Genomic DNA, 24,777 nt, shown 5'->3' with positions numbered 1-24,777 from the left:
AGCGCGCAACCGCACGCCGGGCGTCGCCGGTGAACCGGGCGCCTGACCGCCGACCGCACCCCTGGTTCGCCGGGCACCCACCGCGGGTGCTCGCCCACCGGGGGCTGGTCACCGATTCCGACGCCTCGCACGGGGTCGTCGAGAACTCGTTCGCCGCGGTCGCGGCGGCCAACGCCGCCGGCGCGCTCTACGTCGAGTCGGACTGCCACCTGACCGCGGACGGCGTGGTCGTCCTGTTCCACGACGACGACCTCTCGCGCGTGACGGGCGATCCGCGCAAGGTCGCCGATGTATCGTCGCGCGAACTCGGCGATCTCATGGCCGATCGGGGCGGGCTCATCACACTCGCCCAGGCCCTGGAGGCATTCCCGACCGTGCGCTTCAACCTCGACGTGAAGGCACCGGCCGCTGCCGAGCCGGTCGGACGCCTCGTCGCTGCCCATGGCGCACGTGTGCTGCTGACGAGCTTCTCGGATGCCCGTCGCCGTGCCGCGCTGAGAGCCGCCTCCCGGGCCGGGACGCAGCCGCCCGCGACCTCGGCGGGCACCGCGACGATCGCGCGTCTGCTGCTGTCGGTCGCCGTCGGCGCCCGCGGTTGGACGCGCCGCATCCTGCGCGATGTCGACGCCGTGCAGGTACCCGAGCGACGCGGAGCGATCCGCATCGTCTCGCGGCGGATGCTCGCCGCGGCCCACCGCAACGGCGTCGAGGTCCATGTGTGGACGGTCAACGACGAGGCCGACATGCGCCGACTCCTCGCACTCGGCGTCGACGGGATCGTGACCGATCGCGCCGACGTCGCGCTGCGCACGATCGCGACCGGCTGAGCCGTTTCCCGGCATCCGCTGAGCATCGGCTGTGAAAGGTCTTTCAGCGCGCCCGGTTCGGATTGTCCACCCAGGTGAGGCCGTTAGACATGACATCGGACGAGAGGACCACACAATGGCAGATCGCAGCCTTCGAGGCATCCGACTCGGCGCCCAGAGCCTACAGAGCGAAGAGGGCGTCGTGTTCCACGAGCGCGCACAGCACACCTACCAGTGCACGTCGTGCGACCGTGACACCACCATGACTTTCGCGGCCGACGCCGAGGTCCCTGAGGCCTGGGAGTGCCGCACATGCGGCGCTGAGGCGCTGCTGCGCATCGGCGAAGGCACGGCGACCGTCGACCACTCCGGCGACAAGACGCCCCGCAGCCATTGGGACATGCTCCTCGAGCGTCGCACCATTCCCGAGCTCGAGCAGCTGCTCGAAGAGCGCCTGGCCTTCATCCGCTCCCGTCGTGGCGCGGCTGAGGACGCATCGGTCGACAAGATCAGCGCCTGACCTCGGTCACCCCTCGACGCCGGCCCTCTGCGGGGCCGGCGTCTTCGCTGTGCGCCGACCGCGCGCCGCGACGATCGCACCGAACCCGACCAGGGCTGCCAGGCTCCCCCAGCCGATGACGGCCTGCACCCACGGCCCGACGATCACGACGGGCGTGAGCCCCGTGCGCAGTTCGACCGTCGTCACCAATGCCCCGGGCTCGTCCGCGGGCAGCCCGTCGACGGTCGAGCCGTCCGGTGCGATCACCTGACTCGTGCCGACGGTCGAGAGGTTGACGACGGAGCGCCCGGTCTCGATGGCGCGCATGCGTGCGAAGGCGAGCTGCTGGAGGTTCTCGTCGGTGTCGCGGAAGTCCGCGTTGTTGGTCTGGAACACGTACGCCTGCGCCCCACGGTCGGCAGAGTCCCAGATGACGTCGTCGTAGATGACGTCGAAGCAGATCGCCAGGCCGATGCCGATGCCGTCGACATCGACGTAGGCGGGATTCGTCCCCGGTGTGTACTCGCGTTGGATGAGGCCGATGAGGTCGGGCGCGATCGACTCGAAGAACCAGCGGTCGGGCACGTACTCGCCCATCGGCACGGGATGCGTCTTGTCGTGCAGCTGGACGGCACCCTCGCCCGACACCCACAGCATGGAGGTGTTGAACGTGTCGTCGCCGCGCGTGGTCGCCGCGTTGACCAGCAGCGGCGCGCCGACGGTGTCGGCGACGTCGTCGAGGATCGCCGCCGTACCGGCGTTGCGCAGCGGATCGGAATCGATGCCGCCCTCCGGCCACACGACGAGGTCGACTTCCTGCCCCACGACCGGCACGGTCGCCTGGAGTTGCGCGGCGAGCACGGCATTCGGCTCGCGTTCGTCGAAATAGCCCGAGGGCCCGTTGCCCTGGATCGCGGCGACCCGCAGCTCGCCGGACGGCGTCGTGGGGAAGGCGGGCGTCACGACCAGAAGCACGCCGATCACGGCCGCCGGGATCGCGGTGCGCACGTCGCGCCACGCAGCCAGGCGGATCCACTCGATCACGGCCGCGGTGAACGCGACCATGAGGAACGTGAGGCCCGCGACCCCGACCCACGATGCGAGGTGGGCCAGCGGACTCTCCGACTGGCTCATGCCGATGCGCCCCCACGGGAACCCGGTGTACGGCCACGAGCCCATGAAGAGCTCGCGCGCCGTCCACACCCCCGCCACGAGGATCGGAAGCACGATGAGTCGCGCCCACCGGCCGGTCAGGACGCGCGGCACCCAACGATATGCGAGGGTCAGCAGGATGGACCCGAGTCCCATGAAGAGCGTCTCGATGCCGGCGAGGGCGTACCAGGGGATCACGCCGAGGTACCGCGTGATCCACACGATGTGGATCAGGTAGAAGGATGCCCCGAAGATCAGACCCACCAGCAGCGCTCCGCCGACGCTGCGCCCGATGAGCGACACGAGAGCGAACCCGACACCTACGAACGCAAGTGGCCACCAGCCGACGTCGGGGTAAGCGAGGTCGAGGACGGCGCCGCCGACGGCGGAGGCGAGCACCGCACCCCAGAGGGGCAGCAGAGGTCGCGGAGCGTCGGCGAGAGGCACGGATCCACCCTAGATCGCGACAGCTGAGGGGCGGCTGTCAGACGCCGGAGTAGGCGACGATCCCCCGGCGCACGGCCTCGAGCGCGCGTCGCGCCACCGTCGCCACCGCCGGCTCGGCGACCAGGGACAGCTGGTCGAGCAGGTCGATCGTCTGCTTCGCCCAGCGCACGAAGTCGCCCGCCGCCATGTCGGCGTCGACCAGCACCCGATCGAGCGTCCCGCCGCGGGCCCACGCATACATCGCGGCGGCCAGTCCCGGCGACGGCGCCTCAGAGCCCGGCAGACGGTGATCCTGCTCGAGGTCGTCGAGACGCTGCCAGAGGTCGAGGGTGCCGTCGAGAGCCCGCCGGAACGGCCCCCGCGGCAGTCCTCGCTCCCCCAGGCCCGAGCCGCCCGAGCGCCCCGATTCGCGTCGCGGTTCGTAGACCAGACAGCACGCCAGCGCAGCCAAGGCCGGTGCATCCAGGTCGTTCCAGATGCCGGTGCGCAGGGCCTCGGCGACCAGCAGGTCGCGCTCGCCGTAGATGCGGCGCATCGTGCGGCCGGCCGGTGTGAGCACCGTCGTGCCGTCGTCGTCGATGCGCACGTAGTCGAGGGCGGCGAGCACGTCGACCACCCGGTCGAAGATGCGCGCGACCGTGCCGGTACGGCTGTCGATCTGCTTGCGCAGCTTGCCGATCGTGCGCGAGAGCCTTGCCTGCCGCTCGCCCCACCGCGCGTGGTGTTCGCGGTCGGGGCACGAGTGGCACGGATGTCGCTGCATCCGTTTGCGCAACGACTGGATCGCACGCTGGCGGGCGTCCCTCGTCGATCGCGACGCGGTGGCGTCTTTGCGGTTGAGCTTCTCCAGGTCGCTCAGCTCGCGGCGGATCGCCGCGTAGTCGACGAAGTCACCCCGATCGCACGCCATCGCGCGCTCGTAGCCGGCCAGCGACTCCTCCTGCTCGCGCACCTGGCGCGCGAGGCCGACGACGGCGCGGTCGGCCTGGAATTGCGCGAACGACGACTCCAGGATCTCGCGGGCGCGCGCGCGGCCGTACTGGTCGATGAGGTTGACGGCCATGTTGTAGGTGGGACGGAAGCTGGAGTTCAGTGGATACGTCCGACGGGATGCCAGCGCGGCGACCGCCTGCGGATCCATGCCCTCGGTCCACTGGACGACGGCGTGACCCTCGACATCGATTCCCCGGCGCCCCGCCCGACCGGTCAGCTGGGTGTACTCCCCCGAGGTGATCGCGACGCGCGCCTCACCGTTGAACTTCTCGAGCTTTTCGAGCACCACGGTGCGGGCGGGCATGTTGATCCCGAGCGCCAGGGTCTCGGTGGCGAAGACCACCTTGACGAGCTTGCGCTGGAAGAGCTCCTCGACGACCTCCTTGAACGCGGGCAGGAGACCGGCATGGTGGGAGGCGATGCCGCGCTCGAGGTTGTCGAGCCACTCCCAGTAGCCCAGTACCGCGAGGTCCTCGTCGAGGAGTGAGCGCGTGCGCTCCTGCGCGATCGAGCGGATCTCGGCCCGTTCCTCGGGAGACGTGAGGCGCACGCCGGATCGACGCACCTGCTGCACTGCCGCGTCGCAGCCGACGCGACTGAAGATGAAGAAGATCGCGGGCAGGAGATTCGCGCGCTCGAGCAGCTGGACGACGTCGGGACGATCGAGGCGCTCGATGCGCTGGATGTTCGCGGAACGGACGGGGCGTCGGCCGCCTTTGTGCGGGCGGCGACGCGTTCCGCCGTACCCGCTGCGGTGTGCGTCGCTGCGCATCTGCTGCGCTCGGCGATTGCCCTCGTAGCCGCCGCCTTTCATGGAGCGGATTCGCGTGAGCTCCTGATTGACCTGGGCGGTCGCGACACCGGCGCGGTCATCGAACAGCGGCAGCAGATCGCCGCGCACGAGCACGTGCTGCTCGAGGGGCACCGGACGCGTCTCCGACACGATGACCTCGGTGTCGCCGCGCACGGTGTCGAGCCAATCGCCGAACTCCTCGGCGTTCGAGACGGTCGCCGAGAGCGAGACCAGTCGCACGTCGGCGGGGAGGTGGATGATGACCTCCTCCCACACGGCGCCCCGGAACCGGTCGGCGAGGTAGTGCACCTCGTCCATCACGACGTATCGCAGTCCGCGCAGCGCCGGTGAGTCGGCGTACAGCATGTTGCGCAGCACCTCGGTCGTCATCACCACGACACGCGCCGATGAGTTGATGTTCGTGTCGCCCGTGAGCAGGCCCACGTCGTCCGCGCCGTAGACGTCGACCAACTCGCGGAACTTCTGGTTCGACAGCGCCTTCATCGGCGTCGTATAGAACGCCTTGTCGCCGGCTTCGCGCATCGCCAGGTGGATGGAGAACTCCCCGACGATGGTCTTTCCGGCGCCCGTCGGCGCAGCCACCAGCACGCTGCGCCCGGCCTCGAGGGCACGGCATCCGGCGATCTGGAAGTCGTCGAGCCGGAACTTCTGGGATGCCGCGAAGGCAGCAGTGACCGGGAAGTCCGGATCCACCGTCACGCGGCCGGCTCCGGCGGCAGGATGTCGCGGTTGCGCTTGGCCTTGCGGCGGTCGAAGAGCATCGACAGGCCGGCCGCGGCGAAGAAGAGCACCATCAGGATGCCGGCGAGGATGAACGTCGTCGCGATGTCCGCCGGCGGCGTGGCCACGGCGGCGAACACGACCGAGACGATGATCGCGACGCGCCAGCCGTTGAGGATCGCCCTGCCCGACATGATGCCCGCGAGGTTGAGGGCGACCAGGAAGACCGGCAGCACATAGGCGACGCCCACGAACAGCAGCAGTTTGAACACGAAGTCGTAGTAGTAGCCCGAGTCGTAGAAGGCGGCGGCGCCGTCGGGCACGAAGCTCGCCATGAGCCGCACGATGTTCGGCATGACGTACAGGCCGGTCGCGCAGCCGAGGAAGAACAGCGGGATCGCGGCGGCGACGAAGCCGATCGTGTACTTGATCTCCTTGCGGGTCAGGCCCGGGGTGACGAACGCCCACACCTGCCACACCCAGATCGGCGCCGACAGCAGGATGCCGATCGCGATCGACATGCGCAGTCGCAGGTCGAACCCCGAGGTGACAGAACTGAACATGAGCTCGACCCTGCCGCCCTCGCCGCGCGACTCTGCGACCTGACGGATCGGGTCGGTGATGACCCACAGCACCGGATCCGTGATGAAGAACGCCACCACCATGGCGACGACCAACGCGATCGCCGCGATGACCAGGCGCCTCCTCAGTTCGACGAGGTGGGCGCCCAGCGACATCTTCTTGTCACGCCGCGGCGAGTCGGGATCGTCGACGCGCGGCGGTCCCGTCGTGACCATGCCCCCGACTCAGGGAGTGCTCGAGCTTTTGCCGCTCGTGTCGGAGGGCGCCACCTCGGGCTTGTCGGTCGTGGTCGCTTCGGAGTCGGCGCGCGTGGCGTCCTCGTCCTTCATCGCCTTCATCTCGCCCTTGAACACCCGCGCGGACTGCCCCATGCTCTTCGCGAGCGCCGGCAGCTTGGCGGCGCCGAAGAGCAGCAGGATCACTGCGAGGATGAGCAGCCACTGCCAGCCTTGGATTCCCATGATGTTCCTTCCGAGTCCTCGTGTCAGTGTACCCCTGCCGACGCTCAGCGGTACTGCGCCAGCCCCGCGTCGGCCCAGTCGGCGGCAGCCCGACGCGCCCCGAGCGGATCGATGATCTCGACGATGCCGCCCCGTCGGGCGGCGAGCCTGCGCAGCGCCACCTCATCGGCGATGGGCATCACCGCGGTGGACACCCCGTCGACCGTGTCGACCTCGGCGCGATCGAGGTAGTCCCCGAGAAGCGGTGCGAGACCGGCGGGGAAGCGCACGCGGGCGACGAGGTCGTCAGCGCCGGTCTCGAACCAGTCGGGCACCGGCGACTCACCGTGCGTGATCGGGATGCCGGTCAGCTCGAGGTCGCTCACGCGATCCAGATGGAAGGTGCGCATCGCCTCGCGCAGGTGGCACCAGCCCTGCAGATACCACTGGCCGTCCGCGATGAGGATCTTCGCGGGATCGACCGTCCGCGTGGTCTCGGGTGCATCCGGGGCCTTGTAGGTGAACGACACGGCCACGCCGCGCCGCAGCGCCTCGGCAACGGCTGTACGGACCTCGTCGACCGGGGCGGGCGCGACGATCACCTCGGTCGGCGCCGCCGACGCACCCCGAGAGAGCTTGGCGAGCAGGCCGTGGTAGAGATCGCTGTCGCCGACGCCCGGAATCGAGCCCGCCAGCGTGAGGCCGGCCAGAAGGGCCGCCGCTTCGCGCGCGGTGAGACGCGGGCTGCGTTCGAGTCCGACCGTGTGGGTCACGACCACCAGGTCCTGCGTCTCGAGCAGATCCCAGTCGATGTCGAAGAGGTCGTTGGGCATCCCCCAGAAACCGCCCTCGCCGGGCAGTCCGATCATCGGGATCTTGGCGACCATCTCGCGCATGGCGACCTGCGTCACGCCGAACTCGTCGGCAGCCTCGGCGATCGAGACCTCTCCCTTGCCCACGAGATACGGCACGAGCTGCAGCAGCAGCGCCGCCCGATCCGTCGCGAGATTCGGACGTGTCATGATGCCGTCTCCCGATGTAGGGCGAGCGTCGCCTCAAGCCTCGCGATCACCTCGTCGCGCAGTTGAGCGGGTTCGACGACACGCACCTCGGGGCCGTACGACGCGAGCTCATCGGCGAGGACGTGGACGTCGACGAAGGGGACGCGCAGGCCCTGCGGGGCAGCCGGTGTGCCGCGCCGTGCAAGCCGCAGCGCGGCTTCGGTGCCGGGCACGACTTCGACGAGCGCGCTGTTGCGCGCCGCCACCTCGGCCAGGCCTGCCAGCGCGCGGTCGCCGGCGCCGATGCGCCGCTCGGAGTCGAAGGTGCGACGCGAGATCTCGACCGGCCCCACGATGCGCGAGAGCAGGAACGTGCGCTCGGCGTCCACGTCGGTGTCGAAGCCGAAGACATGCCAGCGCGCCTCGTACTCGACGAGCGCGAACGGGTGCAGATGGCGGGTACGCGGGGCGGTGTCGCCCGGCTTGAGGTACGGGAACGAGACGACCTGCGAGCGATCCACCGCGTGACGCAACGGGGCGAACGCGGGCTCGCGCACGTTGATCCGCGGCGAGAACCCCAGGATGGGCTCATCGACGACGTTTCCGAGGGCGCGGATCTTGCGCAGCCCGCTGCGCGCCTCGTCCGACATCGACCCATCGCGCCACACACCCCCCGCCATCGTGAGAAGCGCGAGCTCGGCCGGAGTGAAGGAGATGTCCGCCGGCAGCTCGTACTCGCTGCTGGGCACACGGTAGCGGGCCTCTCGGAGATCGTCCGGGTCGGCGCGATCGCCGATCGTCTCGATCGGCACGCCCATGCCGCGCAGGTTCTCCTTGTCGCGCTCGAACATCTTCTCGAGCGCGTCCTTCTTCGCGCCGGCCTCCGCCTGCTCGCGGTAGCCTGCGACCGAGGCGAGGATCGCGTCCTTCGTCAGTCCCTGCTGGGTCGCCATGAGCGCGACGACGAGGTTGACGAGACGTTCCTCGGGCGCATTCCTGGCAGGCACCCCATCATCCTAGGATGCGGGCGTGATCACTCGGCGGGCTCGAGCGTGTCGAGGCCCAGCACGTCGATGACGAACACGAGGGTCGATCCACCCGGGATGGCTCCCTGGTCCTGGTCGCCGTAGCCCTGGTCGGGCGGGATCACGACGAGGATCTGCGAACCGACGGTCGCCCCGTCGAGCGCCTCGGCGAAGCCGGGCACGACCCCGTCGAGCGTCAGCGAGGCAGGCTCGCCGTCCCACGACGTGTCGAACACCTCACGCTGGTCCCACGTGAGCCCGGTGTAGTGCACGCGCACGGGGGCTGAGCCGTCGACGACGGCGCCGTCCCCCTTCTTGAGCGTCTGCACGACGACCTCGGTGGGGGCTGCCGAGTCGGGCACGATGATGCCGGGTCGCCCATCGGGCGCACGGACGACCGAGGGCATCCCGTGGCCGGAGTTGAACACCAGGGAACCGTTCGCCGCAGGCAGGTACACCTTGCGAACGTCGACGACGGCGACCGCCGACTCAGACTCGGCGATGCCGAGGCTCACGGCGGCCTGCTCGGCGATGCCGCCGGGCGCGAGGGCCATGGCGATGCGCGAACCTTCGGTCGCGCACGACAGGGCCTCGTCGAACGCGGGGATCGTCTCCTCCCAGCGCTCGACCGAGAACACACTGTCGACCGACCCGTCGTACGCGGTCGCCACGAGGGTCTCGCCGGTCTCGCCGCTCACGATCGTGATGTCGAGGGCGACGAGCTGCGCCGCGTCGGTGATGGCCGCGCCGTCTCCGCGGACCACATCCTGGTAGGCGGTCTCAGGCGTGCTCAGCGGCAGGTACACGTCGATCTGCGGCTCGGTGCCCAGCTGCCCGTCGATCGTGATGAGTTCCATCACGTCGGGGTCGACCACCTGCGGACGCGGGCAATCTGCTGCGGCGGGGATGGAGCATCCCACCAATCCGACGGACGCGAGTGCGAGCACGGCGAGGGAAGCGGGGAGTTTGCGCACCCGGCAAGTCTAGGCGGTGGCCGAGCCGGCCACGCTCACCGCCCGTCGGTGTGCGAATCCGCCGCAGCGGTCCGGGCCCCGTCCGCGGCCCTCTGCGCCTCGCGGACCCGTTTGCGCAGATTCTTGTCGGTGATCTCGCGGTCGCCGACGGCCCCGGGCGTCCACAGCTCGACATCCTCGTCGCCGTAGCTCGACTTCGACGCGCGGCGCTTGACGGCGGGCGGCACGGCCCCCGGCGCGAGTCGTCGCGCCCAGATGAGGAACCCGGTATGGGCGACCATCCGGTGATCCGGACGCACCGCGAGGCCCTCGACATGCCATCCGCGCACCATGGTCTCGTTCGCTTCCGGTTCGGTGAACAGCCCGGTGCCGCGGATGTACTCGGCCACTCGGCTCAGCTGCGTGGCCGTGGCGACGTAGCAGACCACGACGCCGCCCGGTGCGAGTGCATCGGCGACGACGTCGATGCACTCCCAGGGCGCGAGCATGTCGAGCACGATGCGATCCACCGATGCCGGCTCGACGGCCGTCGGAAGCTGCTCGACGAGGTCGCCGACGACGACCGTCCAATTCTCGGGCGCCGCTGCGCGGAACGTCTCGACGTTCGCGCGGGCGACATCGGCGAACTCGGCACGCCGCTCGAAGGAGATGAGGCTGCCCTCGTCGCCGACGGCGCGCAGGAGCCACAGCGAGAGCGCGCCCGAGCCGACGCCCGCCTCGACCACCGTCGCTCCCGGGAAGACATCGGCCGCGGCGAGGATCTGCGCGGCGTCCTTCGGGTAGACGATCGCGGCGCCCCGGGGCATCGACATCACGAAATCACGCAGCAGGGGCCGCAGCGCGAGGTACTCGTGCCCGCCCGAGTTCGCGACGACGGAGCCGTCGGGGAGGCCGATGAGGGCGGCATGGCGCAGCACGCCGTGGTGCGTGTGCAGTTCGCCGTCCTCGCGGAGCGTGATGGTGTGCAGGCGGCCCTTGGGACCGGTCAGCTGCACGCGGTCGCCGACGCGGAACGGACCGCTCGGTCGCGCGGTCACGCCACGTCCCCCGTCCGTTCGCGGTGCGCACGGTGGAACGAGACGACGTCGGCGGCGGTGCGGTCTTCGAGTGTCGGCCACAGCGCGTGTGCGCCGACGCCGGTGAGCGAGACCATGTGCGGCACGCCGATGACGGCGGCCCCCGACGCGACCGCCGAACGCAGACCGTTGGGCGAGTCCTCGATCGCGACGGCCTCGCCGGGGGTGATGCCGAGCAGCTCGCACGCGCGCAGGTACGGATCGGGGAAAGGCTTGGGTCGCGTCACCTCATCGCCGGCGACGATGAGATCGAACGCCTCGAACTCGATGAGATCGACCACGCGTCGAGCCATGCGGCTGAGCGACATGGTCACCAGGGCGGTGCGGATGCCGGCCCGGCGCAGGTCCGCGAGAAGCTCGCGCGCTCCAGGCCGGAAGGGAACACCCTTCTCGCCGAGCTGACGCATCACGTCGTCCGTGAGGTGATCGACGATGTCGTGAACGCCCATCCGCACGCCGGCGTCCTGGAAGATGCGTGCGGCGTCATCGAGGCCGAGCCCCACAAGGCGCAGCGCCTGCTCGTGCGACCAGGTGCCCCCGAAGCTCTCCACGAGGGGACCCTCTGCGGCCATCCAATAGGGTTCGGTGTCGACGAGGGTTCCGTCCATGTCCCACAGGACGGCGGACAAGGGGGTGCTCACGACCCCATCGTATCGATGCGCGTCCGGACACCCGGCGCGCCGGGCATTCGGCCCACCGGTCCGGCGACCGCGCCTATCCTGGAACGAACCCGCGCCGGCGGGCGGAGGAGGTCGCGTGGACGGACTGGGTCGCAGAGTGCTGGTCGCCGCTTTCGACGGCTGGAACGACGCGGGCGAGGCGGCCTCTTCGGCGCTGAACCAGCTGCGAGACAGCGGGAACTACGAACCGGTGTTCTCGGTGGATCCCGAGCTGTACTTCGACTACCAGTACACGCGGCCGCAGGTCGCGATGGACGCCGAGGGCCAGCGGGTGCTGCGCTGGCCGGAGGCCACGATCCTGCGTCCGAAGCGCACGACGCGCGGCACGCAGCTGTGGCTGCTGATCGGCGTCGAGCCGGCCCGCGCCTGGCAGGCGTTCGCGTCCGAGTTCATCGACGTCGCTCTGCGCGAGGATGTGACCGGGTTCGTCTCGCTCGGATCGATGATGTCCGACGTGCCCCACACGCGGCCGATCTCGGTGTTCGGCGGCAGCGAGAGCGAATCGCTGCGCACCGCGCTGGGGCTCGAGCGCAGCAGTTACGAGGGGCCCGTGGGCATCCTCAGCGTCCTCGGTCACGCAGCGGATGCCGCGGGAATCCCGTCGGCCGGGCTGTGGGCCAGCGTTCCGCACTACGTCGCAGGCCACACGCCGTCGCCGAAGGCCACGCTCGCCCTGCTCGATCGACTCGAGGACATCACCGGTGCCTCGATCCCCCGCGGCGATCTGCCGACCGAAGCGGCGGCCTGGGAGGCGTCGATCGACGCGGCTGCGGCCGACGACGAGGAGATGACGGAGTACATCCAGCAGCTCGAACGCACCCGTGACACGTGGGACTCCCCCGAGGCGTCCGGCGACGCCATCGCGCAGGAGTTCGAACGCTACCTTCGCCGCGGCGGCGACGGGCCCACGAAGCCGGGCCGCGACGACCCGCGCCGCTGACGCCGCGTCAGTACGGCTGGATGACGCCCAGACTCAGCAGCACGAGCAGCGTCGCCCCGAGCGCCACGCGGTAGACGACGAACGGCAGGAAGCTGTGCCGTGAGATCCAGCGCATGAAGAAGGCGATGACGGCGAGGGCGACGACGAAGGCGACGAGGGTGGCCACCGCCGTCTCGCCGAGAGTGAACACCCCGGGCTCGTTCCAGCTCTTGGCGAGCTGATAGAAGCCGCTGCCGAACACCGCCGGGATCGCCAGCAGGAAGGCGTAGCGCGCCGCGGCGGCCCGCTCGTAGCCCATGAACAGTCCGGCGGTGATCGTCCCGCCCGAGCGCGAGACCCCGGGGATCAGCGCAAGCGACTGCGCGAACCCGTACACGACGCCGTGGGCGACGGTGAGATCCTGCAGCTTCCTCTTCTTCGCGCCGACGAGGTCTGCGATGCCCAGCAGCACGCCGAAGAAGATCAGCATGCCCGCGATGAGCCACAGCGAACGCAGCGTCGTCTCGATCTGGTCCTGGAAGAGCAGGCCGAGCACGACGATCGGGATCGAGCCGATGATGATCAGCCACCCCATGCGCGCGTCCGGATCGTTGCGCGGGATGCGACCGAACAGCGCGCGGAACCACTGCCCGATGATGCGCACGATGTCACGCCAGAAGAAGACCACCACGGCCGCCTCGGTGCCGATCTGCGTGATCGCGGTGAACGCCGCCCCGGGGTCCTGAGCGGAGGGGAGGAACTCCCCGAGGATGCGCAGGTGCGCGCTCGATGAAATCGGCAGGAACTCGGTCAGCCCCTGCACAAGGCCGAGCAGCATCGCCTCGAGGAGGTTCATGGCGCCTTTCGTGGAGAAGTGGACCCGCGTCAGCAGGTGCGCAGCAGATCGGTCAGAACGCGCTGGCCGAACACGAGTGCATCGATCGGCACACGCTCGTCGACTCCGTGGAACATCCCGGTGAAGTCGAGGTCGGCGGGCAGCCGCAGCGGGGCGAACCCGTAGCCGGCGATGCCGAGCGCGGCCAGCGCCTTGTTGTCGGTGCCACCGCCCATGAGGTACGGGATCACCGGCACGCCCGGGTCGTGGCGTCCCAGCGCGGCGACCATCGCGTCGACCAGGTCGCCGGCGAACGGCACCTCGAGGCCGATGTCGGCGTGGACGATCTCGACCTCGACGCCGTCGCCGACGATGCGGCGGATGTCGGCCAGGGCGACGTCCTCCGTGCCGGGCAGCACCCGGACGTCGACGAGGGCCTCGGCACGGTCCGGTATGACGTTGTGCTTGTAGCCCGCGCCGAGGACGGTCGGATTCGACGTCGTGCGCAGCGTCGACCGCAGGAAGCCCGCCGCCGGTCCGGACGCCGCGGCCAGCGCATCCGGATCGCCGGGGTCGGCGCCGGTGATCTCGGCGAGCCGCGCGGTCATCTCGCGCGTCGTGTCCGTGAGCTCGACCGGCCACTCGGTGCGGCCGAGGGCGGCGACCGCCTCGGCGAGCCGTGTGACCGCGTTGTCGTCGTGGCGGCTCGAACCGTGCGCGGCGCGTCCACGGGCGACGAGTCGGATCCACAGCAGCGCCTTCTCGCCGACCTGCAGCAGGTAGGCGCGACGCCCGTCGACCGCGATCGAGTAGCCGCCGACCTCGCTGATCGCCTCGGTGGCGCCGTCGAACCACTCGGGGTGGTCGCGCACCACGAGGGCGGAGCCCTCACCGCCGCCGTCCTCCTCGTCGGCGAAGAACGCGAGCACGAGGTCGCGCTCGGGCTGCTCACCGCGCCGCAGCAGCTCGGCGACGGACGTGAGGATCATGGCGTCCATGTCCTTCATGTCGACGGCACCGCGACCCCACAGCATCCCGTCGCGCACCTCGCCGGCGAACGGGTCCACCGACCAGTCATCCGCGACGGCGGGAACGACGTCGAGGTGACCGTGGAGCACGAGTGCCGGGCGATCACGATCGCGCCCGGGCACGCGAGCCATGACGTTGGTGCGCCGCGGCACGGGCTCGTAGTAGCGCGGCGTCAGACCGATCGACTCGAGGTAGGCGCCCACATACTCCGCCGCTTCGCGCTCCCCCGCGGCACGGCCGCCCCCGTGATTGGTGGTGTCGAAGCGGATGAGGTCGCGCGCGAGCCGCGCGACCTCGGGCAGGTCGTCGACGGCGGATGCCTGAGGGTCGGGCATGCCGACAAACTTACCCCGCGCCGAGGCCTCTCTCCGCCGGGCGCGGATTCGTGGCGCGGTCGCTGGACATGGTAGGGTCGATCTTCGGTTGAGAGACCGACACACCACCTGCGCGGGTGGCGGAATAGGTAGACGCGCTAGCTTGAGGTGCTAGTGCCCGTATAGGGCGTGGGGGTTCAAGTCCCCCCTCGCGCACGAGATGTGAATCAGCCCCTGACCTGGGATTCCCGGTCAGGGGCTGAGTCTTTTCCGCGCTAGCTCGGCGCGGGTGTGCCCGTGTTCTCGCCCGTGGCGGGGACCGTGCAGGCATCGCCGTCGCAGGCCATCCCGGAGCCGCCGATCACCGTCAGCGCGCTCGCCGTCGCCTGCGCCTGCGCACCGGTCACGCCTCGACCCGCTCGGCGGCCACCTTGGCGAGCACGTCCGCGAACACCTCGCCGGCCTGCGCGCCCGAGACGCCGTACCTGCCCTCGAACACGTAGAAGGGAACGCCGTTGATGCCGTATGCCGCCGCCTGGGCGACATCCGCCGCCACCGCGTCGGCGTACCGGCGGGACTCGAGCGCGCGCACCACGTCGTCGCGATCCAGGCCCACGGTCGCTGCGAGGTCGGCGAGCTCGGCGATCCGGCCGACATGGCCGCCGTCGACGAAGTACGCCTGCAGCAGCGCCTCCTTCATCTCGGACTGACGACCGCGCTCCTTCGCGTAGTGCAGCAGCTCGTGCGCGCGCACGGTGTTGGTCTGGTGGATGTGGTCGTAGTCGTACGCGAGGCCCTCTGCGGCGGCCAGCTGCGTCACGTGATCGACCATCTGACGGGCCTGGTCGGGCGAGACGCCCTTGCGCTCGGCCAGGTACTGCACGGGCGTTCCGTCGTACTCGACGGGCGTGTCGGGCGCCAGCTCGAACGAACGGTACTCGATCTCGACGGGGATGCCCGAGGCATCCACTGCGCTCTCGAAACGCCTCTTGCCGATGTAGCACCAGGGGCACTGCACATCGGACCAGACATCGACCTTGATCGGGGCAACGGGGGAATCACTCACGCGGACGCAAACCGACGCCGGTGAGCGGGTATTCCCGGCAGGCGCCCGACTGCTCAGCCGACGCTCACCCCGAACAGGAGTCCGAGCGCGTACGTGACCGCCGCAGCCCCGTAGCCGATGGCGAGCTGGCGCAGTGCGCGCCGCAGGGGCGGTGCACCCGACAGCAGACCCACCACTGCGCCCGTCGTCAGCAGGGCGATGCCGACCAGGACGAGGGCGGTCACGATCGCCGCGAGCCCGCTGAGACCCAGGAGCCACGGCAGAACGGGGATGATCGCGCCGGAGGCGAAGAACAGGAAGCTCGAACCGGCCGCCCGCCACGCGCCGCCGACCACTTCGTGGTCGTCCGCGCGCTCGGGGTTCACGAGGGGCACCGGGTCGGGCCCGCCGAGGCTCGCGAGCACCTCGCGCGCCCGCGCGATGGCTTCGACCTCGGGCATGCCGCGCGTGCGATACACGAGCGCGAGCTCGTTGGCATCGAGATCGAGGTCGGGAAGGGCATCGTCGGCGAAGTCGCTGGGCTGCGTGGCATCGAGCAGCTCGCGCTGCGACCGCACCGAGACGAACTCGCCCGCCCCCATCGACAGTGCACCCGCGAGCAGGCCCGCGATGCCGCTGAACAGCACGAACTGAGGGGCGACGCCGGTGGCACCGATGCCCATCACCAGCGCGAGGTTCGACACGAGCCCGTCGTTGGCACCGAAGACGGCGGCGCGGAAGGTGCCGGAGAGGCGACGGCGTCCCCGCGCGGCCAGACCGCGCACGACCTCGTGGTGCACCTTTTCGTCAGCGACCATCGCCGGGGTGGCGAAGGGCTCGCCCTCATAGGGCGAGCGGGCTTCCGCGTTCTGCGCGAGTGCGAGCACGAAGATCGAGCCGAACCGACGCGCCAGCCAGCCCAGCATCCGCGTATCCGCCCCGGCGCGGGGCAGCCGCGTGGGCTCGCCGCCGAGCAGCGCCAGCCAGTGGGCCTCGTGGCGTCCTTCGGCCTCGGCCAGTGCCAACAGGATCTCGCGTTCCTCGCCGCGGCGGCGCGCGGCGAGGTGCCGATACACGGCGGCTTCGGCGCGCTCATCGACGAGGTAGCGCGCCCAGCGGCGGCGGTCGGCGTCTGTGGGTGCGGCGGGAGAGCTCACGGGGCCTCCTGGGCGCGATCGGGGTTGCCGTCAACGCTAGCGAGCCACGCCCACGCGATCCCGCCGGTGCGCGCTATTGCCAGCATTTCGGAGATCCGAACAGATCAGCGGCGCTGCTCGTCGAGCGCGCGACGCAGTCCCGCCTCGCCGGCCAGCATGACCCGGGCGTGCGCGCGCTCGAAGGCGGGCCGCAGCACCCACGCGGTGCGGTTCATCCAGGCGCGCGTGGTGGCGACGTCCCAGTGGATGATCACGACGGATGCGTGCTCCTCCGCCTCCTCGATCTCGATCCGGCCGGCCCCCGTGAGGTCGCCGACTCCGTCCGCCGCGAGCAGTCGGCCCGCCTCGACGGCGGTGATCACCAGACGCACGCGCAACGCATAGCCGAGCGGACTGCGCACCCGCAGCCCGACGAGCGCACCGGCACCGAGGGCGTCGGGGCGCTCGGTGACGGTGACCGCGCGCCACCACGACGGCGCACCGCCGAGCTCGAGCATGCGGACAAGCTCCGTCCACACGCGCTCGCGGGGCGCCGGCACCCGCCAACGCGACACGAACGAATAATCGGCCGCCACGACCCGGAGTCTAGGCGGCTCAGGAGCGCACGCGGGCACGCAGCACATCGATGCGCGCCTGCAGCTGCGCCACCGTCGCGTGAGAGACCGCCGGTCCCCCGCACAGCCGTCGCAGTTCAGCGTGCACCAGGCCGTGCGGTTCGCCGCTCTGCCGCGCGTAGAGTCCGACGAGACTGTTGAGCAGCTGCCGCTGCTCGCGCAGGGTGCGATGCAGTGCCGCAGGCGGCGCAGCCGCCGCCTCCTCGGCCGGCTGCTCGGACGCACGCCGCTCGCGCGCGATGCGGTGACGGCTCTGGCGCGCCTGCCGCTGCATGAGCAGGTCGTGCACGGCCTCGGGCTCCAGCAGCCCCGGAAGGCCCAGGAACTCCTCCTCTTCGGGCGTGCCGGGCACCGCGAGCTGCCCGAACTCGCGACCGTCGTACAGCACCCGGTCGAAGTGGGCGACAGAGTCGAGCGCCTGGTACTCGAACTCATCGGTGAGGGCGTCGGAGGCCGAGTCCTCGCGCTCGGCGGCGTCGAGCAGATCCTGTTCGAGGTCGATCTCGTCGTCGATGTCGCGGTCGAGCGCGTGATCGCGCTGCCGTTCGAGCTCGCCCGCGAGAGCGAGCAGGTCGGGCACGTGCGGCAGGAACACGCTGGCGGTCTCGCCCCGGCGCCGCGCGCGGACGAAGCGGCCGATCGCCTGCGCGAAGAACAGCGGTGTCGACGCCGACGTCGCGTAGACACCGACGGCCAACCGCGGCACGTCGACGCCCTCCGACACCATGCGTACCGCGACCATCCAGCGCGCCGAGCCCTGCGCGAAGGCCTCGATCCGACCGGATGCCTCCGCTTCGTCGGACAGCACGACGACCGGTTCCTCACCGGCGACCTCGCGAAGGATGCTCGCGTAGGCGCGCGCCGCCGTCTGGTCCGACGCGATGACGAGGCCTCCGGCATCCGGCACCTGGGCGCGCACTTCACTCAATCGCCGATCGGCCGAGCGCAGCACGGCGGGGATCCACTCCCCGTGCGGATCGAGCGCCGTGCGCCATGCCTGCGCGGTGATGTCCTTGGTGTTGTCCTGACCGAGTTGCGCCTCCATCTCTTCGCCCGCGCGCGTGCGCCAGCGCATCTGCCCCGCGTACACGAGGAAGATCACCGGACGCACCACGCCGTCTTCGAGGGCCCGCCGGTAGCCGTAGGCGTAGTCGGTGCGCGAGATGCGGATGCCGCGCTCGTCGGGGTGGTACTCGACGAACGGGATCGGCGCGGTGTCGCTGCGGAACGGCGTGCCCGACAGCAGCAGGCGTCGGGTCGCGCGACGGTACGCCTCGCGCAGGGCCTCCCCCCAACTCAGCGCATCCCCGCCGTGGTGCACCTCGTCGAGGATCACCAGCGTGCGCGCACCCTCGGTCAGGCGCTGGTGCACACCCGGGTTCGCAGCGACCTGGGCGTAGGTCACAGCCACACCGTGGTAGTGGCGCGCCGGCACCGAATGGCGGTTGCTGAACAGCGGGTCCAGGCGCAGCGAGACCCGGGCGGCGGCATCCGCCCACTGCGTCTTGAGGTGCTCGGTGGGCGCGACCACCACCAGGCGGTCCACCACCCCGCGGCGCAGCAGCTCGCTGGCCAGACGCAGCGCGAAGGTCGTCTTGCCTGCCCCCGGTGTCGCGGCGGCGAGGAAGTCGCGGGGTCCGCTGCCGATGCCGTCGGGGCCGTCGAGGGCGAAGTAGCGGTCGAGCGCCTCGGCCTGCCACGCGCGCAGACGCTGGGCGGTCCCCCACGGCGCGCGCTGCGGATACGAGGGCGAGAGGTGCTCTGCGGCGAATCCGCCGATGTGGACGGCGGCGGACTCGTCGGTCATGCATCCGCCCTTCCCGCGCCTCCCCGCGGACGCACGAGTCACCACCCTAGGCCACGCCGGCGACGTCGAGGGTAATCTCGAACTCGGCCACGAGCCGAGGAGGACGCATGGCGCGAAACGATCCGCACACCGAGGAGAACCGCACTCCGTACGTACCCAACGCGGGGGTGCACCCGTGGCGCCGTTACGTCGCGATCGGCGACTCGTTCACCGAGGGGATCGGCGACCCCGAGCCGGCATCGCCCGGGGGGCATCGCGGGTGGGCGGACCGCGTTGCGGAGGTGCTGTCGCAGCAGGCACCCGACTTCGCCTACGCGAACCTCGCCGTGCGCGGTCGGCTGATCGGCCAGATCGTGGCCGAGCAGATCGAGCCGGCGATCGCGCTCAAGCCCGACCTCATCACCTTCTCGGCGGGCGGCAACGACGTCATCCGCCCCGGCAGCGACCCCGACCTCGTCTCCGAGCAGTTCGAGGACGCCGTCGTGCGCCTCGGCTCCGACGGCGCGACGCTGGTGGTCTTCACCGGCATCGACACCAACTTCACACCGGTGTTCCGCGGCATCCGGGGCAAAGTCGCGATCTACAACGAGAACATCCGCGCGATCGCCGACAAGTACGACTGCATCGTCGCCGACCAGTGGGCCCTCAAGGAGATCCAGGACATGCGGTTCTTCGACGACGACCGCCTGCACTTGAACCGGCTGGGTCATCACGAGGTCGCGCGCATGGTGCTGCGCGCCCTGAATGTGCCGAACGACCTTCTGCCGATGCAGCCCGACCCGCTGCCGTCGCGCACGTGGCGCGAAGCGCGCGCCGTCGACCTGGTGTGGGCCCGCTCGTACCTGGTTCCGTGGGTGCTGCGCCGGCTGCGCCATCAGTCGTCCGGCGATGCGATCACCGCCAAGCGTCCCGAGCCGCTGCCGGTCGAGACGCTGCTGCCGGGCAAGGACGCCGCGGCGCGGCCCGGCACCGACGCCTGACGCGAGCTCAGCGGCCGGGCCGCAGTGCCCACATCGCGACGGCGGATGCCGCGGCGACGTTCAGCGAATCCACTCCCCCGCTCATCGGGATCGTGACGACGGTGTCGGCTTCGTCCACCGCCCGCGCGCTCAGCCCGTCGCCCTCCGCGCCGAGCAGCAGCGCGACGCGCTCGTGCCCGGCGCGCGCGAAGGAATCCAGCGGAACGGCGTCGTCGGCGAGGGCGAGCGCCGCCAGGTGCAGACCCTCGCCACGCAGCTGCGGACCCGCCTCGGCCCATTCGGGCAGCCGCGTCCACGGCACCTGGAACACGGTCCCCATCGACACCCGCACGCTGCGGCGGTACAGCGGGTCTGCGCAGCGCGGCGAGACGAGCACCGCGTCGGCGCCGAGCCCCGCGGCGGCCCGGAAGATCGCGCCGACATTGGTGTGGTCGACGATGTCTTCGAGCACGATGACCAGCCGGGCGTCGCGCACGATGGCGTCGACCGCGGGCAGCGCGGGGCGATGCATCGCGGCCAGCAGGCCGCGGTGGACGGCGTAGCCGGTGAGCGACTCGGCCACCTCGGCCGACACGACGTACACCGGCGTGTCGGGGACGTCCGCGAGAAGCCCCGTGACGTCATCGAGCCATTTGGGCTGGGTGACGACCGACCGCGGGCGATGCCCGGCCGCCAGGGCCCGTGCGAGCACCTTGGCCGATTCCGCGATGTACAGACCGTTCTCAGGCTCGACCACGCGCCTCAGTGCCACGTCCGTGAGGTCGCGGAAGTCGTGCAGCCGCGCATCGGCGGCGTCCGGAATCTCGACGACGTGCACCACGTTCCCACTCTGGCAGAGCAGGCGACCGTAACATCCCCGAAAACGTGGCCGCCTACACTCGGTCCCGGAAGGGGGTCCAGCGTGAGCATGACGGCCGACACCGACCGGACGGCCGCGGCGAGTGTGGCCGCGGCGGTCGATGCGCTCGCCGGTCGACGGATCGCGGTGCTCACCGGCGCCGGGGTCTCGACCGACTCGGGCATCCCCGACTATCGCGGCCAGGGCGCCCCGGTGCGCACGCCGATGACGGTGGACCAGTTCCTCTCGTCGGATGCCGCACGTCGCCGGTACTGGATCGGCAGCCACCTCGGCTGGCAGGCGTTCGCCGGTGCAGCGCCGAATCCAGGACACCGTGCCCTCGCGGAGCTCGAAGATCGGGGCATCGCCACCGGCGTCGTCACCCAGAACGTCGACGGGCTGCATGTGCGTGCCGGAAGCCGGCGGGTCGTCGAGCTGCACGGGACGATGCGCCGCGTGTTCTGCACCCGCTGCGGACAGGTGTTCGACCGGCGCGACCTCGCCGAGCGCGTCGAGGCCGACAACCCCTGGATCACGGTGCCCGACAGTGTCGCCCTCGGGCCCGACGGCGACGTCCTGCCCGAGTCCACCGAGGGATTCGTGGTGCCCGCCTGCAGCGTGTGCCGAGGGATGCTCAAGCCGGACGTGGTCTTCTTCGGCGAGTACATCCCGGCTGAGAAGTTCCGCGAGGCCGAGCAGTTGGTGCACGCCAGCGAGGCGCTGCTGGTGGCGGGCTCGTCGCTGGTCGTGAACTCCGGCATCCGGCTGATCGAGCGGGCACGACGGCGACGATTGCCGATCGTCATCGTGAACCGTGGGGCGACGCGCGCTGACGCGAGGGCGACCGTGAAGATCGATGCCGGCACGAGCGAGGTGCTCAGCGCGCTCGGATCGGCACTGTCCGGGGCGAGTCCACACTCGAATACGGTGGAACGGTGACGACTCTCTTCCTCGTACGACATGGCGAGACCGACTGGAACCGCGGCGGGCGCATCCAAGGCTCGGTCGACATCCCGCTGAACGACGAGGGTCGCGCCCAGGCGCGGGATGCCGCCGTGCGCCTGCGCACGATGCTCGAGGGCCGCACCCCCGTCGTCGCATCGAGCGATCTGTCGCGCGCCCGCGAGAGCGCCCAGATCATCGCGCGCGAGTTCGACGTCGACGTCGCCGGTCCGTACCCCGACCTGCGGGAGCGGGCCTACGGCCGGGCCGAGGGCATGGACGTCGACGAGTTCCGTGCGCAGTGGGGTCCGTGGCGCAGTGCCGAGATCCCCGGCGCCGAGACCTGGCCGCAGCTGCGCCACCGGGCGCTGCGGGGAATCCGCGGCGCCGTCCGTGACGCACGATCGCGTCACGCCCCGGTCGACGTCCCGATCGTGGTCGTCTCGCACGGTGCGCTCATCCGCGAAGTGATCCGACATGCCTCGGGCGGAGAGCGACCCCACGAAGACGAGCGACTGCCCAACGGCTCGATCGTGTCGATCCTCGTCGAGCGCGAGCGGCTCCGCGTGCTCAGCTGGGCCGATGCGCTCGCCGACCCCGTGGCACGGTAGCCGCCCTCAGCCTCCGGCGCGCTGGACGACGGTGCGGGCGTGCCGCAGCACGGGACCGTCGACCATGCGGCCTTCGAACGAGAACGCTCCGCGCTCTCCCTCGGCGGCACGGAGCACCGCTCGCGCCCACGCTACGGCCTTGTCGTCGGGGCGGTAGGCCTGGCGGATGACCGCGACCTGGTCGGGGTGGATGCACGCGGTCGCCGTGAAGCCCGAGGCCGCGGCATCGGCTGCCTCGGTGCGAAGTCCCTTGACGTCTCCGATGTCGAGGTGGACGGCGTCGATGGCGTGCTTTCCGCGCGCGGCGGCCTCGACGAGAACGCGCGCACGCGCGTACCGAGCGAGGTCGCGATAGCGGCCGTTCGGTTTGCGGCTTGCCGTGCCGCCGATCGAGGCGACCAGATCCTCGGCGCCCCACATCAGTGCGGTCACGTTCTCGAGGGCGGCGATGCGGTTCGCCTCCGAGACACCGCGCGCGGTCTCGCAGAGGGCGATCAGTCGGAACCGGGCGTCGACGCGCTTGAGGCGTTTGGGCGACTCGGCCTTGGCGACCATCACGGTGCGGTAATCGGTCTGCGACAGGGTGGCCAGGTCGGCGGTGAAGTCCGCGGTGCCGGGTGCGTTGACCCGCACGATCACGCGGGCGGGGTCGAGGTCGGACTCGATGATCGCGCCGCGCGCGGCCGTACGGGCATCCGGGATCACGGCGTCCTCGAGATCGAGGATGACCGCGTCGGCCCGGTCGAGCGCCTTCGCGAACCGCTCGGGGCGGTCGGCGGGGCAGAACAGCAGCGCCGGACCATGGTCGAACACGCTCATGACGAGCTCCTCTCGGTGGCGTCGCGGTACCACATCAGCGCCGTCCGGGTCGCGACGGCGACGACCGTGCCGTCCTGGTTCCGGCCGGTGTGACGCATGGTCACGATGCCCTGTCCGGGGCGCGACGCCGACGGGCGCACGTCGAGGATCTCGGTCTCGGTGCAGAGCGTGTCGCCGTGGAAGAGCGGCGCGGGGAAGGAGATGTCGGTCAGCCCGAGCTGGGCGACCAGCGTGCCCTGTGTGATCTGACTGACCGAGGCTCCGACCATGGTCGCGAGCGTCCACATCGAGTTCATGAGCCGCTGACCGAACGGCTGGGTCGCCGAGTACGCGGCATCCAGGTGCAACGCCTGCGTGTTCATCGTGATCGACGAGAACAGCACGTTGTCGGCTTCGGTCGCGGTGCGCCCCGGTCGGTGCACGTAGCGGGCGCCGACTTCGAGCTCGTCGACGTACAGGCCGCGCTGGACGATCTCGGACACGTCCCTCACGCTACCCCGAGGGCGCGTGCGATGACGAGCAGCTGCACCTCGTTCGTGCCCTCGCCGATCTCGAGGATCTTCGAATCGCGGTAGTGGCGAGCAACCGGGAATTCGTTCATGAATCCGTTGCCGCCGAACACCTGGGTCGCGTCGCGCGCGTTGTCCATCGCCGCGTCGCTCGCGGTGAGCTTGGCCATCGCCGCCTCGGTCTTGAACGGTTTTCCGGCGTCGCGCAGCCGCGCGGCGTGGTGCCAGGCGAGACGGGCGACGTGCACCCGCTGCTGCATCCGCGCAAGCAGGAACTGCATGCTCTGGCGCGTCGAGAGCGCCTCGCCGAAGACGATGCGCTGGCCGGCGTACGCGACTGCGGCTTCGAGACACCCCTCGGCGGCGCCGGTGGCGAGCGCCGCGATCGCGATGCGCCCCTCGTCGAGGATGTGGAGGAAGTTGGCGAAGCCCCGACCGCGCTCGCCGAGCAGGTTGCCCGCGGGCACGCGTGCGTCCTGGAATGTAAGCGGATGCGTGTCCGAGGCGTGCCAGCCGACCTTGTCGTACGCGGGTTCGACGGTGAATCCCGGCGTGCCGTTGGGCACGATGATCGTCGAGATCTCCTTCCCGCCGGCGTCGGTGGTGCCGGTGACGGCCGTGACCGTGACGAACCGGGTGATGGCAGTGCCCGAGTTGGTGATGAACTGCTTCGCACCGTTGACGACCCACTCGTCGCCGTCGAGGCGCGCGGTGGTGCGCGTGGCACCAGCGTCCGATCCCGCTTCGGGCTCGGTGAGGCCGAAGCCTGCGAGGGCGCGTGCGGACATGAGATCGGGCAGGAGCTCCTGCTTCTGCTCTTCGGTGCCGAATCGGAACACGGGCATCGCACCGAGGCTGACGCCGGCCTCGAGGGTGATCGCGATGGACTGATCGACCCGGGCGAGAGCCTCGATGGCCAGGCACAGGGCGAAGTAGTCGCCGCCCTGTCCGCCGTACTCTTCGGGGAACGGCAGCCCGAACAACCCCATCTCGCCCATCTGGCCGACGACGTCCATCGAGAGCGTCTTGGTGCGATCGGCCTCGTAGGCCTGGGGTGCGACGACCTCGTCCGCGAAGTCGCGGACCATGCCCGCGAGCTCGCGCTCTTCGTCGGTGAGCTGATAGCTGTCCATGTGTTCGTCCTCGGGG

General features: G+C 70.6%; 26 protein-coding genes and 1 tRNA gene. 7 read left to right on the top strand and 20 right to left on the bottom strand.

The genetic code is table 11. The annotated features are described in order from the left end of the window. Positions 1-29 precede the first annotated feature (29 nt). Together ABD663_RS01760 and ABD663_RS01755 are read left to right on the top strand one after the other, a co-directional pair. Positions 30-827, top strand: coding sequence for a glycerophosphodiester phosphodiesterase family protein (locus ABD663_RS01760; protein ID WP_344736906.1), 798 nt, complete (start codon positions 30-32; stop codon positions 825-827). Between the two features lie 115 nt (positions 828-942). Continuing rightward, positions 943-1,326, top strand: a complete 384-nt coding sequence (locus tag ABD663_RS01755; protein WP_344736127.1) for an RNA polymerase-binding protein RbpA — start codon at positions 943-945, stop codon at positions 1,324-1,326. A 6-nt stretch (positions 1,327-1,332) separates the two neighbouring features. Here the strand turns inward: ABD663_RS01755 and lnt are convergent, their stop codons facing one another. The 9 genes from lnt to ABD663_RS01710 all read right to left on the bottom strand — a co-directional run bounded on the left by lnt (position 1,333) and on the right by ABD663_RS01710 (position 11,170). Continuing rightward, positions 1,333-2,904 (bottom strand): apolipoprotein N-acyltransferase, encoded by a 1,572-nt coding sequence (gene lnt, locus ABD663_RS01750; RefSeq protein WP_344736126.1) that lies wholly within the window; start codon positions 2,902-2,904, stop codon positions 1,333-1,335. A 37-nt stretch (positions 2,905-2,941) separates the two neighbouring features. Next, positions 2,942-5,410 carry a DEAD/DEAH box helicase gene (locus ABD663_RS01745; protein ID WP_344736125.1) on the bottom strand — a complete coding sequence of 823 codons (2,469 nt, stop codon included), beginning with the start codon at positions 5,408-5,410 and terminating at the stop codon, positions 2,942-2,944. Further along, on the bottom strand, positions 5,407-6,228 hold the full coding sequence (gene tatC, locus ABD663_RS01740; protein WP_344736124.1) for a twin-arginine translocase subunit TatC: 822 nt from the start codon (positions 6,226-6,228) through the stop codon (positions 5,407-5,409). The genes ABD663_RS01745 and tatC overlap by 4 nt, the downstream gene beginning before the upstream one ends. A 9-nt stretch (positions 6,229-6,237) precedes the next feature. Next, a complete protein-coding gene (gene tatA, locus ABD663_RS01735; protein WP_344736123.1) occupies positions 6,238-6,474 on the bottom strand; it encodes a twin-arginine translocase TatA/TatE family subunit in 237 nt (78 codons plus the stop codon). 44 nt (positions 6,475-6,518) lie between these two features. Continuing rightward, positions 6,519-7,475, bottom strand: a complete 957-nt coding sequence (locus tag ABD663_RS01730; RefSeq protein WP_344736122.1) for a helix-turn-helix transcriptional regulator — start codon at positions 7,473-7,475, stop codon at positions 6,519-6,521. After that, positions 7,472-8,407: a helix-turn-helix transcriptional regulator gene (locus ABD663_RS01725; protein ID WP_344736904.1), complete on the bottom strand. Its 936-nt coding sequence runs from the start codon at positions 8,405-8,407 to the stop codon at positions 7,472-7,474. Before ABD663_RS01725 ends, ABD663_RS01730 begins: the two co-directional genes overlap by 4 nt. Before the next feature lie 80 nt (positions 8,408-8,487). Continuing rightward, entirely contained in the window at positions 8,488-9,453 is a 966-nt protein-coding gene (locus tag ABD663_RS01720) for an FKBP-type peptidyl-prolyl cis-trans isomerase (protein WP_344736120.1), read from the bottom strand. Positions 9,454-9,488: 35 nt separating this feature from the next. Further along, positions 9,489-10,490 carry a tRNA (adenine-N1)-methyltransferase gene (locus ABD663_RS01715; protein WP_344736119.1) on the bottom strand — a complete coding sequence of 334 codons (1,002 nt, stop codon included), beginning with the start codon at positions 10,488-10,490 and terminating at the stop codon, positions 9,489-9,491. After that, the gene (locus ABD663_RS01710) at positions 10,487-11,170 is read right to left on the bottom strand and encodes an HAD family hydrolase (protein ID WP_344736118.1); all 684 of its coding nucleotides are present in this window, start codon (positions 11,168-11,170) and stop codon (positions 10,487-10,489) included. Before ABD663_RS01710 ends, ABD663_RS01715 begins: the two co-directional genes overlap by 4 nt. 115 nt (positions 11,171-11,285) lie before the next feature. On the opposite strand from ABD663_RS01710, the gene ABD663_RS01705 reads away from it, so the two are divergent. Next, complete coding sequence (locus ABD663_RS01705) at positions 11,286-12,149, top strand: PAC2 family protein (RefSeq protein WP_344736117.1); 864 nt, start codon at positions 11,286-11,288, stop codon at positions 12,147-12,149. A 7-nt stretch (positions 12,150-12,156) separates the two neighbouring features. Here the strand turns inward: ABD663_RS01705 and ABD663_RS01700 are convergent, their stop codons facing one another. Together ABD663_RS01700 and ABD663_RS01695 are read right to left on the bottom strand one after the other, a co-directional pair. Next, a complete protein-coding gene (locus tag ABD663_RS01700; protein WP_344736116.1) occupies positions 12,157-12,984 on the bottom strand; it encodes an undecaprenyl-diphosphate phosphatase in 828 nt (275 codons plus the stop codon). Positions 12,985-13,013: 29 nt separating this feature from the next. Continuing rightward, on the bottom strand, positions 13,014-14,327 hold the full coding sequence (locus ABD663_RS01695; protein ID WP_344736115.1) for a M20/M25/M40 family metallo-hydrolase: 1,314 nt from the start codon (positions 14,325-14,327) through the stop codon (positions 13,014-13,016). A gap of 110 nt (positions 14,328-14,437) precedes the next feature. Here ABD663_RS01695 and ABD663_RS01690 point away from each other — a divergent pair. Next, positions 14,438-14,522, top strand: a tRNA-Leu gene (locus ABD663_RS01690). A 59-nt stretch (positions 14,523-14,581) separates the two neighbouring features. Here the strand turns inward: ABD663_RS01690 and ABD663_RS01685 are convergent. The 5 genes from ABD663_RS01685 to ABD663_RS01665 all read right to left on the bottom strand — a co-directional run bounded on the left by ABD663_RS01685 (position 14,582) and on the right by ABD663_RS01665 (position 18,929). Then, positions 14,582-14,713 (bottom strand): hypothetical protein, encoded by a 132-nt coding sequence (locus ABD663_RS01685; protein ID WP_344736114.1) that lies wholly within the window; start codon positions 14,711-14,713, stop codon positions 14,582-14,584. After that, a complete protein-coding gene (locus tag ABD663_RS01680; protein WP_344736113.1) occupies positions 14,710-15,372 on the bottom strand; it encodes a DsbA family oxidoreductase in 663 nt (220 codons plus the stop codon). The genes ABD663_RS01685 and ABD663_RS01680 overlap by 4 nt, the downstream gene beginning before the upstream one ends. Positions 15,373-15,425: 53 nt before the next feature. Then, positions 15,426-16,508: a VIT1/CCC1 transporter family protein gene (locus tag ABD663_RS01675; RefSeq protein ID WP_344736112.1), complete on the bottom strand. Its 1,083-nt coding sequence runs from the start codon at positions 16,506-16,508 to the stop codon at positions 15,426-15,428. A 104-nt stretch (positions 16,509-16,612) separates the two neighbouring features. Further along, positions 16,613-17,083 (bottom strand): SRPBCC family protein, encoded by a 471-nt coding sequence (locus ABD663_RS01670; RefSeq protein WP_344736111.1) that lies wholly within the window; start codon positions 17,081-17,083, stop codon positions 16,613-16,615. Between the two features lie 19 nt (positions 17,084-17,102). Further along, positions 17,103-18,929 (bottom strand): DEAD/DEAH box helicase, encoded by a 1,827-nt coding sequence (locus ABD663_RS01665; RefSeq protein WP_344736110.1) that lies wholly within the window; start codon positions 18,927-18,929, stop codon positions 17,103-17,105. Between the two features lie 107 nt (positions 18,930-19,036). Between ABD663_RS01665 and ABD663_RS01660 the strand changes: the two genes are divergently transcribed. Then, positions 19,037-19,909 carry an SGNH/GDSL hydrolase family protein gene (locus tag ABD663_RS01660; protein WP_344736109.1) on the top strand — a complete coding sequence of 291 codons (873 nt, stop codon included), beginning with the start codon at positions 19,037-19,039 and terminating at the stop codon, positions 19,907-19,909. 7 nt (positions 19,910-19,916) lie between these two features. Here the strand turns inward: ABD663_RS01660 and ABD663_RS01655 are convergent, their stop codons facing one another. Beyond that, the gene (locus ABD663_RS01655; RefSeq protein ID WP_344736902.1) at positions 19,917-20,726 is read right to left on the bottom strand and encodes a TrmH family RNA methyltransferase; all 810 of its coding nucleotides are present in this window, start codon (positions 20,724-20,726) and stop codon (positions 19,917-19,919) included. Positions 20,727-20,816: 90 nt separating this feature from the next. Here ABD663_RS01655 and ABD663_RS01650 point away from each other — a divergent pair, with 90 nt between their 5' ends. Further along, positions 20,817-21,686: a Sir2 family NAD-dependent protein deacetylase gene (locus ABD663_RS01650; RefSeq protein ID WP_344736901.1), complete on the top strand. Its 870-nt coding sequence runs from the start codon at positions 20,817-20,819 to the stop codon at positions 21,684-21,686. Continuing rightward, on the top strand, positions 21,683-22,300 hold the full coding sequence (locus tag ABD663_RS01645; protein WP_344736108.1) for a histidine phosphatase family protein: 618 nt from the start codon (positions 21,683-21,685) through the stop codon (positions 22,298-22,300). The genes ABD663_RS01650 and ABD663_RS01645 overlap by 4 nt, the downstream gene beginning before the upstream one ends. 6 nt (positions 22,301-22,306) lie before the next feature. On the opposite strand, the gene ABD663_RS01640 is transcribed toward ABD663_RS01645, so the two are convergent. The 3 genes from ABD663_RS01640 to ABD663_RS01630 are packed head-to-tail and all read right to left on the bottom strand — an operon-like array spanning position 22,307 to position 24,761. Continuing rightward, positions 22,307-23,119: an HpcH/HpaI aldolase/citrate lyase family protein gene (locus ABD663_RS01640; RefSeq protein WP_344736107.1), complete on the bottom strand. Its 813-nt coding sequence runs from the start codon at positions 23,117-23,119 to the stop codon at positions 22,307-22,309. Continuing rightward, the gene (locus tag ABD663_RS01635) at positions 23,116-23,601 is read right to left on the bottom strand and encodes a MaoC family dehydratase (protein WP_344736106.1); all 486 of its coding nucleotides are present in this window, start codon (positions 23,599-23,601) and stop codon (positions 23,116-23,118) included. Before ABD663_RS01635 ends, ABD663_RS01640 begins: the two co-directional genes overlap by 4 nt. Before the next feature lie 5 nt (positions 23,602-23,606). Further along, complete coding sequence (locus ABD663_RS01630; protein ID WP_344736105.1) at positions 23,607-24,761, bottom strand: acyl-CoA dehydrogenase family protein; 1,155 nt, start codon at positions 24,759-24,761, stop codon at positions 23,607-23,609. Between the last annotated feature and the right edge of the window lie 16 nt (positions 24,762-24,777).

Source organism: Microbacterium awajiense (assembly GCF_039536545.1).
Lineage (GTDB): Bacteria > Actinomycetota > Actinomycetes > Actinomycetales > Microbacteriaceae > Microbacterium > Microbacterium awajiense.
The sequence above is the reverse complement of the archived record's forward strand: the minus strand, read 5'-3'. Positions and strand labels throughout refer to the sequence as shown.